Source organism: Salinivibrio socompensis S35 (assembly GCF_000513715.1).
GTDB classification, from domain to species: domain Bacteria; phylum Pseudomonadota; class Gammaproteobacteria; order Enterobacterales; family Vibrionaceae; genus Salinivibrio; species Salinivibrio socompensis.
On record NZ_AQOD01000148.1, the window covers coordinates 1 to 11,219 of the forward strand.

General features: G+C 48.9%; 10 protein-coding genes, 3 pseudogenes and 1 riboswitch. Of the genes and pseudogenes, 3 read left to right on the forward strand and 10 right to left on the reverse strand.

The window, feature by feature from the left end:
- A pseudogene (locus tag DZ54_RS24355) lies at nucleotides 1-116 on the forward strand (IS5/IS1182 family transposase); the annotation flags it as partial.
- Between the two features lie 48 nt (nucleotides 117-164).
- Here the strand turns inward: DZ54_RS24355 and DZ54_RS0114860 are convergent.
- The 4 genes from DZ54_RS0114860 to DZ54_RS27185 all read right to left on the reverse strand — a co-directional run bounded on the left by DZ54_RS0114860 (nucleotide 165) and on the right by DZ54_RS27185 (nucleotide 4,633).
- Entirely contained in the window at nucleotides 165-1,247 is a 1,083-nt protein-coding gene (locus tag DZ54_RS0114860) for a helix-turn-helix domain-containing protein (RefSeq protein ID WP_025674929.1), read from the reverse strand.
- Between the two features lie 334 nt (nucleotides 1,248-1,581).
- On the reverse strand, nucleotides 1,582-2,922 hold the full coding sequence (locus tag DZ54_RS0114865) for a 6-phospho-alpha-glucosidase (protein ID WP_240474028.1): 1,341 nt from the start codon (nucleotides 2,920-2,922) through the stop codon (nucleotides 1,582-1,584).
- 69 nt (nucleotides 2,923-2,991) lie between these two features.
- The gene (locus DZ54_RS27180) at nucleotides 2,992-3,807 is read right to left on the reverse strand and encodes a PTS transporter subunit EIIC (RefSeq protein WP_338057066.1); all 816 of its coding nucleotides are present in this window, start codon (nucleotides 3,805-3,807) and stop codon (nucleotides 2,992-2,994) included.
- Entirely contained in the window at nucleotides 3,791-4,633 is an 843-nt protein-coding gene (locus tag DZ54_RS27185) for a PTS transporter subunit EIIC (protein ID WP_338057067.1), read from the reverse strand. Before DZ54_RS27185 ends, DZ54_RS27180 begins: the two co-directional genes overlap by 17 nt.
- A 267-nt stretch (nucleotides 4,634-4,900) precedes the next feature.
- Here DZ54_RS27185 and DZ54_RS0114875 point away from each other — a divergent pair, with 267 nt between their 5' ends.
- Complete coding sequence (locus DZ54_RS0114875; protein WP_025674931.1) at nucleotides 4,901-5,605, forward strand: GntR family transcriptional regulator; 705 nt, start codon at nucleotides 4,901-4,903, stop codon at nucleotides 5,603-5,605.
- A gap of 368 nt (nucleotides 5,606-5,973) precedes the next feature.
- Here the strand turns inward: DZ54_RS0114875 and DZ54_RS0114880 are convergent, their stop codons facing one another.
- The 3 genes and pseudogenes from DZ54_RS0114880 to DZ54_RS27585 all read right to left on the reverse strand — a co-directional run.
- Entirely contained in the window at nucleotides 5,974-6,876 is a 903-nt protein-coding gene (locus tag DZ54_RS0114880) for a homocysteine S-methyltransferase family protein (protein ID WP_025674932.1), read from the reverse strand.
- A gap of 80 nt (nucleotides 6,877-6,956) precedes the next feature.
- A complete protein-coding gene (locus tag DZ54_RS27580; RefSeq protein WP_420804863.1) occupies nucleotides 6,957-7,376 on the reverse strand; it encodes a CZB domain-containing protein in 420 nt (139 codons plus the stop codon).
- Between the two features lie 27 nt (nucleotides 7,377-7,403).
- A pseudogene (locus tag DZ54_RS27585) lies at nucleotides 7,404-8,057 on the reverse strand (methyl-accepting chemotaxis protein); the annotation flags it as partial.
- A 173-nt stretch (nucleotides 8,058-8,230) separates the two neighbouring features.
- On the opposite strand from DZ54_RS27585, the pseudogene DZ54_RS22210 reads away from it, so the two are divergent.
- Nucleotides 8,231-9,255, forward strand: a pseudogene (locus DZ54_RS22210) (ion channel).
- 11 nt (nucleotides 9,256-9,266) lie between these two features.
- Here DZ54_RS22210 and thiD read toward each other — a convergent pair.
- The 3 genes from thiD to DZ54_RS22215 all read right to left on the reverse strand — a co-directional run bounded on the left by thiD (nucleotide 9,267) and on the right by DZ54_RS22215 (nucleotide 11,150).
- Nucleotides 9,267-10,127, reverse strand: a complete 861-nt coding sequence (thiD, locus tag DZ54_RS0114895) for a bifunctional hydroxymethylpyrimidine kinase/phosphomethylpyrimidine kinase (protein WP_025674934.1) — start codon at nucleotides 10,125-10,127, stop codon at nucleotides 9,267-9,269.
- 62 nt (nucleotides 10,128-10,189) lie between these two features.
- Nucleotides 10,190-10,290, reverse strand: a riboswitch (TPP riboswitch).
- 194 nt (nucleotides 10,291-10,484) lie between these two features.
- Nucleotides 10,485-10,748, reverse strand: coding sequence for a DUF3081 domain-containing protein (locus DZ54_RS0114900; protein WP_025674936.1), 264 nt, complete (start codon nucleotides 10,746-10,748; stop codon nucleotides 10,485-10,487).
- A gap of 21 nt (nucleotides 10,749-10,769) precedes the next feature.
- Nucleotides 10,770-11,150, reverse strand: coding sequence for an HAD family hydrolase (locus DZ54_RS22215; RefSeq protein ID WP_081721682.1), 381 nt, complete (start codon nucleotides 11,148-11,150; stop codon nucleotides 10,770-10,772).
- Nucleotides 11,151-11,219: the final 69 nt, after the last annotated feature.

Genomic DNA, 11,219 nt, shown 5'->3' on the forward strand with positions numbered 1-11,219 from the left:
TCGCGAGGATTAAGCACTTCCGAGCAATATCAACGAGATATGATAAGTTAGCAAGAAATTACGCCAGTATGGTATCACTGGCGTTTACTATAATGTGGCTGCCGATGTATTGCTGAATAAAATGTGTACAGCAAAGATCAACACGCCCTAGAAGTTGCTGCACCTTACCCCTCCTGAGCGACTTGCTTGTTAACGGTCATCTCCAACTTACGCTCTTTATGAAAGCTGGATAATGACATTCCCAGAAGTTCAGCGGCTTTAGATTCTCCAATATATTCTTCACCCAAAGCGCGATAAACCAACTGCTTATGTAGATAAGTGGTTTCTTGTGGATAGGCGTTACCTGGCTCTAGCGTTCGCCAGCCATTTTTACTGAACAGCATAAACAAGTTCTTTTGGGTCGCGAGGGTTATGATGCCGCATTGACCCGCTCGAAACAGTGCTGCCAGCATACTGATACCATATTCGTGCTTTAGCATGAGCAATTCGCGCGGCTCAATATGACGGCGTTTTTCACCCAGGTGCTCGATGAGTGTCTGAGTAGGTAAAAGGAATGCACCCGCAAAAGCATTGCACACCTTCTCTTCATCAATACCTTCAGCTAAACGCCCATGCACCACTAAGTGCCCTAGCTCATGCGCTAAGGTGAAACGCTGCCGGTCCCCACTCTGGGCAGTAGAAATCACAACGACGGGGGTGTTGCCAATTTTCCCCGCTAAACCATCAAACTTTTTATCCGTTTCAACACCAGTGGTAATGATCATCACCCCTTTGGCTTCGAGGGTATCAATCATATCTTGAATAGGGTTTAGGCCAAGCTCCCAGGCATGACGCATTTGAATCGCTAACGTTTCGGCTTGCTCTAAACAAGTGACTTGCTTTGGAAGCACTTCTGGTAAAGCAAACTCAGGAATGGGTTTGACCGAATCTGGATAACACGCTAATAGCTCTTGCCAGCGTTCAGCTTGGTCTAGAACGTCACCATTGATTCGGTCCAGCGTTTTTTTTGGCGTACTTGCACGCTTGCGGTACTCAACACCTTCTAACTTCACCTTCGTTGGGCGAAAGAAGTACTCTGTACGAACATCAAGTGCTTTTGCCAACTTCAGCAGGTTCGAAGATGAAGGCATTGTCGTGCCATGCTCGTACTTTTTAATAGCGTTAGCGGACAGGCCAACTTCATTGGCTAATGCACTCATTGATAGCCCGGCCGCCTTACGAGCTCGTTCTAGGCGTTCTGCAAACATGGCATCCTCTCAAGCAATGAGTTGGTTTATAAAAATAATCAATTTGTCGTAATTATAAACCTTATCGCCGTAATTTTCTATCTGCTTGGCAGTTAAGAGTTCTCAATTTTACTCACGCCCTCTTCCAGTATCAGGACACTTGACGCTAAACGCGCGGAGCCGTTTTCGTGCCCGCAGACTGATGAATATGGATTGGGACGAGATTTTGGACATATTGGAGAGTGAGTCAGTGGTGGTGACAGTGAAGCATTAGGTAAACGATGAGAACCAACGAGAAAGGGAGCCGAATGATTGGCTCCCTTGGTCGAGTTCTAACTAGCCTAGAACGTATTTATTAACTCAGTTCTACCCAATACTCTTTGTTGACTTCTAGCATTTCGTCCAAAATTTCTTTCGCTTTTGAAGCGCTTGGAATTGTGGCTGACAAGGTAAATGCTTGCCATAGTCGTTGATAAGAGCCCTCTACATGTGCCTGAACAACGAGCTTTTCAGCGGATACCTGTTGATTCATCATGCCTTTTTGGAATTCAGGGATTTCACCTATTTGCATCGGTTTTGCGCCTGTGTTGTCGACAATACAAGGGATTTCAACCATCGCTGTTGGATCAAAGTTACTAATAGCCCCGTTGTTAGGGACGATAAGCAACATTCTTTCCTTGGTGTTAAAGGCTATCGCGGTCGCTAAGTCAACGATGTACGATGCGTGTTCCTCAACCTCGATGGTGGTATCCTTTGCTGTCCCTGCTGCGATAATGCGGTGGCATTCAGTGAACACTTCTTTCTCGCGTCCATCCATCACTTCATTGGCTCGCGTGTAAACCTTATCGGAGTGTTCCACAACATAATCAGGATACAGATAATATTTAAGGTATGTGTTTGGAATCGTTTCTGGGTCCAGCGCATACACATCACGTACTTTGATAAACGTATCTTTCCATGATTCATCGGTATGCTGAGCACCGTTCATCGCGCTAGGTGGCAAGTAACCATGTTCTTTCACATACGCTTTAATCCGAGGCATGAGATCTTCGCCGGTTTTGGCATCTTTAAACTCTTTCCACCATCCAAAGTGGTTCAAGCCGTAGTACATCACATCAAACTGTTTACGATCTTCATACCCCAAGATTTCAGCGATACGGGTCTCTATCCCAATCGGCATATCACAGATGTTGAGCACTTTTGAATCCGGCCGTAGCACTCGACAAGCCTCAGCAACAATTGCTGCCGGATTGGAGTAATTCAGCATCCATGCATTTGGTGAATATTTTTCCATGTAGTCGATAAGCTCAATCACAGCAGGAATGGAGCGTAAACCATAAGCCATGCCACCTGGGCCACACGTTTCTTGGCCCACACAGCCATGACGAAGCGGGATTTTTTCATCTTGCTCTCGCATGGCGTAGAGGCCTGCGCGAATATGTGCCATGCAAAAATCAACATCCGTAAAGGCTTCTTCTGGGTCGGTGGTATAAGAGAACTCGATTTGAGGCGCTCGCTCTTGTAGTAAGATCTTGCATGCTTTAGCCACCGTTTCCTGCCGAGATGCAAAGTTGTCATAGAATTTCAGTTTACGGAGCGGAAAACGATCTTGGTTTTCCAGTAACATCATGACAATACCAGGGGTGAAGGTTGAGCCGCCGCCTGCGATAACAACTGAGAATTCTTTTTTCATCATTTCCTCTCTTATTTGGCTTGAATCATTTGCCAATGAATAGCTTGTTTGTAAATATCTGATAGATATGTTTCAGATGGCTGGGTTTGGCGCAATCTCTGCGTCCTCTTCCCTTTTTGCTTGTTTTTCACCTCGGTACACAGAGACGATTTTTTCGCACTCTTCCCGAAGCTGAGGGACGTTCAGACCAATAATGACCTGTATGGCTTGGCCATTCGTCACCACATTGACCGCACCGGTATTCATAAAGAACTCGCGAGAGGCAACCTTACTTGGGTCGGCAACCGTTACGCGTAAACGTGTGGCACAGTTACTCAGCTCAACAATGTTTTCTGTTCCACCTAGACCATCCAAGGTTTCAGCCGCTTGTACTTGCAGTGGGCTGACCGCATGACCACCTTTGCCGGTAATCCCGTGTTTTTTATTGAAGTCATCTTTGGTGTGAAGTTTGAGATCGGCATCGCCTCGCCCCGCAATTTGCACATCAAATTTCTCAATCAAGAACTTAAAGCTAACAAAGTAGATAAGCGTGAATGCCAGACCAATTAGAATTTGAGTCACGACCATACTGGTGTGGTTTCCGAGTAACGGTATCCAGTTCCCGGTGACAAACTCGATTAACCCTCCTCCCATGTTTCCAACGACGCCGAAGCTATACATCATCATCGCCATGGTGCCAGCAAGAAGTGCATGAATAGCGAACAGCCAAGGCGCAATAAAAAGGAACGTAAATTCGAGGGGTTCAGTAATACCCACCAGCATCGCGGTGAGCGTCGCGGGAATGAGAAGTGCAGCAACTTTTTTGCGATTCTCAGTCTTGGCGGTGGCATACATCGCCATCGCAATCCCGACACAACCAAAGACTTTCGAGTTACCGTGTAAACGCAAAGCCCCCCGCTGGAAAAAGATCTTTCATTGCCGTTGACGATTGAGTGAAGCTCTCGAGGTTCATAAACCAATCAGCGGTAATGCCATTCGGTGTCGCGATGTTACCGAAGACAAACGGGGTATAAATGAAGTGATGCAGGCCAGTTGGGATTAAAATGCGTTCGAGGAAGGTGTATAGCCATACGCCAAACGACCCTGACTCCAACATAAATGTTTGTAGACTGAGGATGCCCTGTTGAATGGAAGGCCAAATATAAAGGGTGAGCCAAGCTGCAGGGATCATTGCGAAGAATGAGAGCATGGCGACAAAAGACGCACCTTGAAAGATACCCAAATAGGCCGGTAATGTTTTTTCAAACGTACGATTATGAATCCAGGTGATCAGGGACGAGATAATGATGGCACCAAAAATCCCGGTATCGAGCGTTTTGATCCCGGCCACTTCTGTGAGTCCTGATGTGCCGCCGATAGCCTGTGAAAAATCAACACCAAAATACTCGCCCCAAAAGCCTCCCATTGCATTAACGAAGTAGTTAAAGGTCAGGTAGGACACGAGCACAACCATCACTGCTCGAGCATGTGCTGTTTTGGCAAGACCTATCGGTAGGCCGATAGCAAACAGAAGCGCCATGTTGCGGAAGATGGTCCATCCGCCTTCTTCGATGACTTTTAGTACTTGGTAATAAAGGCCCTCTTTATCTGGAAGATCGCCGACAAAAACTGGGTTTTTCAGAACAATACTTAGCCCAATCAGTATCCCAACAAACGGGAATAGCAGTACAGGGGTGAACATTGCTCCGCCTAATCGTTGTATTGCACTTAACATAAGCAGCTTCCTTGGTAATGTTTTTTTAGGCTTTGTTGTCTTCTGACAACTACAACCTATACCTACCCCGAAAACAATACAAATAAAATATATGTTGATCGTGATAGAGTACAAATAAATACAAAAAAGCTAAAAATAGAGCAAAAATCGTACGAATAATTGATCTAATTGCTTGATTAATAGACATGCCAGTGCCCGAGAAGAGGAGGGTCGCTTAACTTGTCTTTTTTTTTGTATTATCTTGAAGGTGTACTAGAGAGGTGAAAGATGCTGTATAAAAAAGTGATGCAAGATTTGCGCTCACGCATCAATTCAGATGAGTTCGAGGTTGGTGATACCCTTCCCACAGAAAAAGCACTCAGTGAACAATATGGCGTTAGCCGAGTCACTACACGTAATGCTATCGATGAGCTGGTTGAACTAAGGTTAGTCGCAAAGCGTCAAGGGGCTGGCACAACCATTATCGGTAAAACGGTCGTTGGCTCATTGCTGACATTGAAAAGCACCAACGAGTACTTCTCAAGTACCAACACGACGCTCGAATACAAGATTGATGAGTTTTCTCTCATTGATCCCGACGAAGAGCTAATGCGGCTTTTAAAGGTCGAGCACAACGAGAAACTCTATTTTATTCGCAGATTCAAGCTATTAAATGGTAAGCCATCCGTATACGAAGAGTCTTACATGCCTGCATCACTCTATCCACGAATGAATGTGATGTCTTTAGAAGGCTCAAAGTATCGCTACCTCGAAGAGGAACTAGGTCTTGATATCGACGGCGCGTCTCAAGATTTCGAAGCCATCCTTCCTAACGAGTCAATGTGTCGGATCCTCGATATCGATCCATCAACGCCATTACTTCAAGTGCTATCCATCGGCATGCTAAAAGACGGTCGTGTCTTTGAGTACACAAAGCTGGTATCACTACCTGGTACTATGTCTTACAAGCATTACCTTAAACGGGGTGAGTAGTTATTTTTACACCTTGAACCTATCCACAGTCAGCACTTTAAATAGCAGTCGATCTTACCTTGTCACGCTTCGTCACTATTGGTCTCCCCTTATCTGATACCGACGATCTTTATATGCATTCCCACGCGGGAGCGTGGGAACGAGGTATGCCACGGATGTATCCCATGTCACGGCTAGCAGGCTCATCTTGAGGAGGGCGTCAGGTGGCTGGGTTCACCAGAGGCGTTTACCGGGGCGTGGGAACGAGTGGTGCGTCGGCTTCGGTATGTATTCCCGTTGCTCTGGCTCCCATGCTCTGCGTGGGAGTCTTCACGGTGTGGCTGGCTGCAGCTGTGGTATGCATTCCCACGCAGGAGCGTGGGAACGAGTTACTCCGCTAACTGCGAGAACTTGATGATCTCGTGAGATTGCTCAAGGGTGTGCGCGAGGTGTTGAATGTGCGCGGGGGTGATTTCGCAGCAGCCGCCGACCACGAGGGCGCCGTCGGCAATCCATTGTTGCACGCGTTCGGTGTGGACTAACGGGGAGAGATCTTCACGCGCTTCTAGGGCATCGGCTTTGCTGCCTTTGGCCATGTCTTCTACCGATTTAAACGCGTTGGCATAGCCGCCAACGGTGTGAAACGTGCGCGCCATTTGGGGGATAGCGGTTGTCAGTACGGCCGGATCGCAGCAATTGAGCATCACTGCGGTTGGGGCATACTCGGCCACGGCGTGCATCGCTTGCTCGAGTGATTCGCCCGAGCGTAACGCGCCATCGGCTTCTAAACGGTAAGCGACGCCAAAAGGTTTCCCTTGTTCACGGGCCGCGGCACAGGCTGCACGGGCTTCTAGGGTGTTGGTCATGGTTTCAATTAAGAATACATCCACGTGAGGCTGCAGACGCGCAATGTGGCAGAACTCGGCTTTCATGTCGTCAAAGCTGCGTTGTGGCTGGCCAAAATAGCTGCCCACCAGCGGGGGTAAGCAACCGGCAATATCGGCATCGACCCCTGTTTCATCAATGGCTTGTTGCAGTGCCTCAAACGCTTTTTGGTAAATAATATCTATTTTATCGCTCAGTCCTGCTTTGGCGAGACGCGTCGGCGTGGCGGGATAAGTATTCAAGGTGAGTGTTTTTGCGCCGGCACGGATAAAATCTTTGTGCACGTCTTTGACAATGTTGGCATGTTTTAGCATCACCGCGACTGACCAAAGCTTAGAGCTTACATCCGGTCCACGTTGATAAATTTCTTGCCCTAGGCCGCCATCAAGCAATGCAATCGACGTCATGGTTACTTCAGCCTCCTTCGGCCATCTATCCTTGGTTTAGCTTGAGATTACCATTTGCTCATCAATTTACCACCCCGTTGTTACGCCACGTTTTGACTGCCTTCAATCGCGAGATGCTCAAGCTTATCAATCACCGTCATGCTCGCGTTTTCCATCGCTTTTAATGCTGTCACCATTTGCTCAGGTTGCTGGGCATGAAACGCCGCCACGGCTGCCTTCGCGTGGGTATGCACTTGCTCGTGAGGCGCGGCAATGGCTTTAAACGTTTGCAACTGTGCAAAATATTGCTGGCCTTCACCCTGTTCATACCACCGGCCGAGACGGCATTGGGTGTGATCGGTGATATCTTCAGCGGTCATGCTGTCCTCACCCAGCACTACGCGGTATATAGCAAATTTAAAACTAATGTGGTCGAGTTTTGCCAGTTCACAAAAAGCACGCAGCGCAGAGGCTTTAATGGTGGTACGGCTATGCTGCGCTTGTTCACTCTGTGTGGCCATGGCATCGGCAACTTGTTGGCCTTGCTCGCTATATTCAATCGCGTCACTGGCAAGCTGATCGGTAAGTGTGCAGGCATGCCCACTCCCAGCGCGAATTTTTTCTACCAGCTGGGTAATATCTTGCGTGGCACTGGCTGTGCGTTCCGACAAGCTACGCACTTCATCGGCAACCACGGCGAAGCCCCGCCCTTGCTCGCCAGCCCGCGCCGCTTCAATCGCCGCGTTTAAGGCTAAGAGGTTGGTTTGATCGGCGACATCGCGAATCAACTTCACAATACCGCTGACCTCTTGTGCGTGCTGGTCGAGCGAACGAATCGCTTCCGACGATTGCTGACATTGCGAGGACAACGACTGCACATGACGCGCAAGATCATTGACTTGTTCGGCACATGACGCCGCCTGATGGCTCACTTCGGTCACGCGCTCTTTTTCGCCATTAATGGTGTCTGCCAGCGTTGCCAGAGACGATTGCGTGGCATTGATTGAGTCACCAAAGTGACATAAGTTGGCGTCAATAGCTTTCCCCGTTTGGCGTTTTTTCTCGACGGTGTCGAGCTCTGTCTGCAGCGCTGATTTTTCGGCATTAAGTGCATCAATAGTGTGATTGATTTGCTCAATTTTTTGCTGCAGAGCAACGTGCTTTTGCTGCTCTTGTTCTAATTGACGACGAGATATAAACACGCTGACTCCTCATTAAGTAATTAAGCTTTTTACAATATTCTAGCGGTTTATCTCACTGATGTATGTTTATCCAAGCAAAGTGTGATCGCATTGACGCAAGCGGCTGATTTACACTGTAAACCTGACGCAAATCACTTCATACTGCGATCACTGTTAAGAATGAGCGAACATTTATGACCTTTTGGTTGCTTTTTAAACGTTGGATTATCAGCCATTTCGCCCATTTAAACGGGCGTATACTCGGCTTAGTGGTGTTGGCTTACGCGGTGATTGGCTGGCTGCTTTTGTATTGGGCGGGCGAGAGTGCCATGACCCAGTCACTGAGCCGCTATGTGTATTATTTAGTCGTCACTGCCTCGACGGTAGGTTACGGCGATTACTCACCGGTCACTGAATGCGGGCAATGGATCACGTCTTTTTGGATCATCCTGGCGGTTTAGGTCTGTTTGCGGTGGTGATTGGCCATATTACCGGATCACTGGTGGAGTATTGGCGACGTGGATTACAAGGGAAACGGAGTGTTACTGTGAAAAATCATCTTCTTGTCTTAGGTTGGAACGGGCAGCGTACGATACAGCTGATTCGTTTATTACAAAGCGGTGTGCATGGTGAGCGCCCGATTGTGCTTTGTGCGCGCGCTGAAATCGACAACCCTCTGCCTGGCGAGGTGGAATTTGTACGCGTGGCAAGCTTTACCGACGCTGAGGGGATTGCCCGCGCCAAGGTCGAGCGTGCCTCGAGCATTATTATCGATAACCCGGAAGATGATATTACCTTGTCAGCGGCACTGTTTTGCGCGCACAAAAATCCATCGGCACATTTGTTGGCGTATTTTCAAGATGATGCTATCAGCCAAATCCTCAAACAGCACTATCCGCATGCGGAATGTGTGCCGTCTGTGTCTGTCGAAATGCTGGCCAAAGCCGCGGTGGATCCCGGTTCAAGCCAGTTACATCATGAGCTGCTCAACACAGCACAAGGCATGACGCAATACTGTGACCGTTATCCGAGCAGCGCAAAAGAAATCGAGACTGGCGAGCTCTTCGGTCAGCTTAAGCAAGAGTATGACGCCACGTTAATTGGGATCGACAAAGGTCAAGGCATTGTTCTGAATCCGCCAGTAGGCACCAAGGTATTGCCCGGCGATCGCCTGTTTTATATCGCCGCTGATCGTTTACCCCATTGGTCAGCGGCGTAAGCGTTATTCCATTAAAGCGTGCGACTCAACCAAAGCGTCGTCTGACGAATAGGCACAACCTCAACGGGGTAGGCGTAAAAGTGATGCACTGGCCCTGCCCCTCTTCCCACCGTTAACTGCTGGCTATGCGCCAAAGCGTTTGTGAGATAGGTTTTGGCGGCGCGTCCAGCGTCGATAGGCGTCATGCCTTGGGCATAAAACGAGGCAATTGCCGCAGACAATGAGCAGCCTGTGCCATGGGTGTTAGGCGTGTCAATGCGGCGTGCACTCAGGGTTTGGCACGTATCACGACTGATCCATAAATCAAGACTCTCTGGCGCATGATGCAAGTGTCCTCCTTTTAGCATCACATACGGGCAACCTAGTTTGCGCAGTGCCGGCACTAAGGCATACATCTCGTCGGTGGTTGTCGGGACAGGGAGCCCAGTTAGACGCGCGGCTTCAGGTAAGTTGGGGGTTAAAATGGTCGCACGCGGGATCAAATCGTTGATCAGTGCATCCATGGCATCGTCATCCAGTAATGGGTCGCCGCTGGTGGCGATCATGACCGGATCTAACACGACAGGTAAATGCGGGGAGCGCGCGAGTACGGCAGCTACTTCGTGAATAATCGCTTGATTGGCTAGCATTCCTATTTTGACGGCACGTACCGGCATATCGTACAACACAGCATTCAGTTGCGCCCGGACAAACCCGGGGTCGACGGATGAGACGGCCTCGACGCCACAGGTGTTTTGTGCGGTTAAGGCGGTGATCGCTGAGCAGGCATAACCGCCGGTGGCTGAAATCGCTTTAATATCGGCTTGAATGCCGGCGCCGCCACCGCTGTCTGAGCCGGCAATGGTGAGAATAACAGGTGGTGATTGGTTCATATTGCCCCTTTAATCATGAGGGGCGGAAGGAGACAAGGCCACGCACGGTTGCGCGACCTTGTGTGCTGAGCACGTCAGTTCCCTCCGCCAGTACTAACTGGATCAGGTTCTACGGGTCCTGCTTTCGCAGTCTCAGCAATAGTTTGCTCCCCGACTAACACGGTTAGAATATAAACCTTAATGACAAAGCGCAAGCCTAATGAGAGGCTAGAGCCTTCTTAAAGGTTTAAGTACGATCATTAATGTGCGGCGCTAACCGACAGCACCTAGGTAATCTCTAGCAACCAAGGGTCTGACATATAAAAAACGCCCCATTTTGGGGCGTGTTACGGTCCGGCGTGCATTGCCTATCCGTCGCTATCTTTTATAGTTTTTGACTAACGCATCGACCTTTTTCAGGAACTGCTCTTTAAGGTTCTCATGCTCATAGTCGAGATGATACGTGTTGTGAAACCCCACACGTAACTGTACTCCATTCCCTGCTAAATAAATGGTATAGCCGTCATAATCTGAGAAAGCGTCAATGCCATCTAAACGATGACCATCTTCTATTTTCTCCCCAAACTCCGTGACGATCTCAAAGGCGCGGAGTAGATGGGTCGGATCGAGTTCGTTTTTCACGCTTCCCTCCTGGCGGTGTTATCAAAATTGTGCGCCCCCTTTAGGTCGCATCGCACGACCACGCAGTGAGCCAGCCAATACCGGTGGTGTCGTGACACCCTGCCCCGGCACATCAAAACAATTTGGCCTTGCAATGATATTGGGCAAACTGGCCAATGTATCAAGGGTAGTGTCGGGACAGGCCTTTTGGATCGCTGTCCCGTAATTATAGCCATAATTGACACAAATAACTGGCGAGCCAGCGGCTCGGGCGGCGTGCACATCGCTTACCGCATCACCTACCACCAGTAACTCAAACGGCGAAACGCCAAGAATGGCGGCCGCCTCGTAAATACCGTCCGGATCCGGCTTACCAGCAGAAACCGCGTCTGCGCCCAAGATACGGGTGAAGAAATGCCCAATGACCTAGCGTTCGACAGTCAAACTGTTTGGCCGTGAACGTGTTCGCTGTTTGCATATTCAGTGGTGCCA

Coding starts and splice junctions, on each gene's coding strand:
- DZ54_RS0114860 (WP_025674929.1), bottom strand. CDS start 1,247: ATGTTTGCAGAACGCCTAGAACGAGCTCGTAAGGCGGCCGGGCTATCA.
- DZ54_RS0114865 (WP_240474028.1), bottom strand. CDS start 2,922: ATGATGAAAAAAGAATTCTCAGTTGTTATCGCAGGCGGCGGCTCAACC.
- DZ54_RS27185 (WP_338057067.1), bottom strand. CDS start 4,633: ATGTTAAGTGCAATACAACGATTAGGCGGAGCAATGTTCACCCCTGTA.
- DZ54_RS0114875 (WP_025674931.1), top strand. CDS start 4,901: ATGCTGTATAAAAAAGTGATGCAAGATTTGCGCTCACGCATCAATTCA.
- DZ54_RS0114880 (WP_025674932.1), bottom strand. CDS start 6,876: ATGACGTCGATTGCATTGCTTGATGGCGGCCTAGGGCAAGAAATTTAT.
- DZ54_RS27580 (WP_420804863.1), bottom strand. CDS start 7,376: ATGGCCACACAGAGTGAACAAGCGCAGCATAGCCGTACCACCATTAAA.
- thiD (WP_025674934.1), bottom strand. CDS start 10,127: ATGAACCAATCACCACCTGTTATTCTCACCATTGCCGGCTCAGACAGC.